Here is a 290-nt window from a genome sequence, read left to right as displayed (position 1 = left end):
CAAGCACTTCCGCTCCTCGCCGAGGCGGGCTTTGACGACGTCGAACTCTTGATCGTTGGCGGCTCCGGGGACGCTTTGAACCTTGAGGAAGATCCGGAAGCCCAACGGTTGCGGTCCTTGGCCAAAGAATTGGGGGTTGAGGACAAAGTCACCATGCGCGGGCAGGTACCCAGGGATGCCATGCCGGGCATCTTCCGCAGCGCCGACGCGGTGGTATGCACGCCGTGGTACGAGCCGTTCGGCATCGTGCCGCTGGAGGCCATGGCTTGCGGAGTGCCGGTGGTTGCGGC

At 64.5% G+C, this 290-nt stretch carries 1 protein-coding gene; it reads left to right on the top strand.

Features of this window, described 5'->3' with window-relative positions:
- The coding region (locus tag SB764_RS39345; protein ID WP_410866656.1) for a glycosyltransferase at nt 1-290 on the top strand (290 nt) is incomplete at both ends.

This window comes from Paraburkholderia sp. SIMBA_027, assembly GCF_046535315.1.
Classification (GTDB): Bacteria; Pseudomonadota; Gammaproteobacteria; order Burkholderiales; family Burkholderiaceae; genus Paraburkholderia; species Paraburkholderia tropica.
Note: the sequence above shows the minus strand (reverse complement) of the source record. Positions and strands in the feature narration are given on the sequence as shown.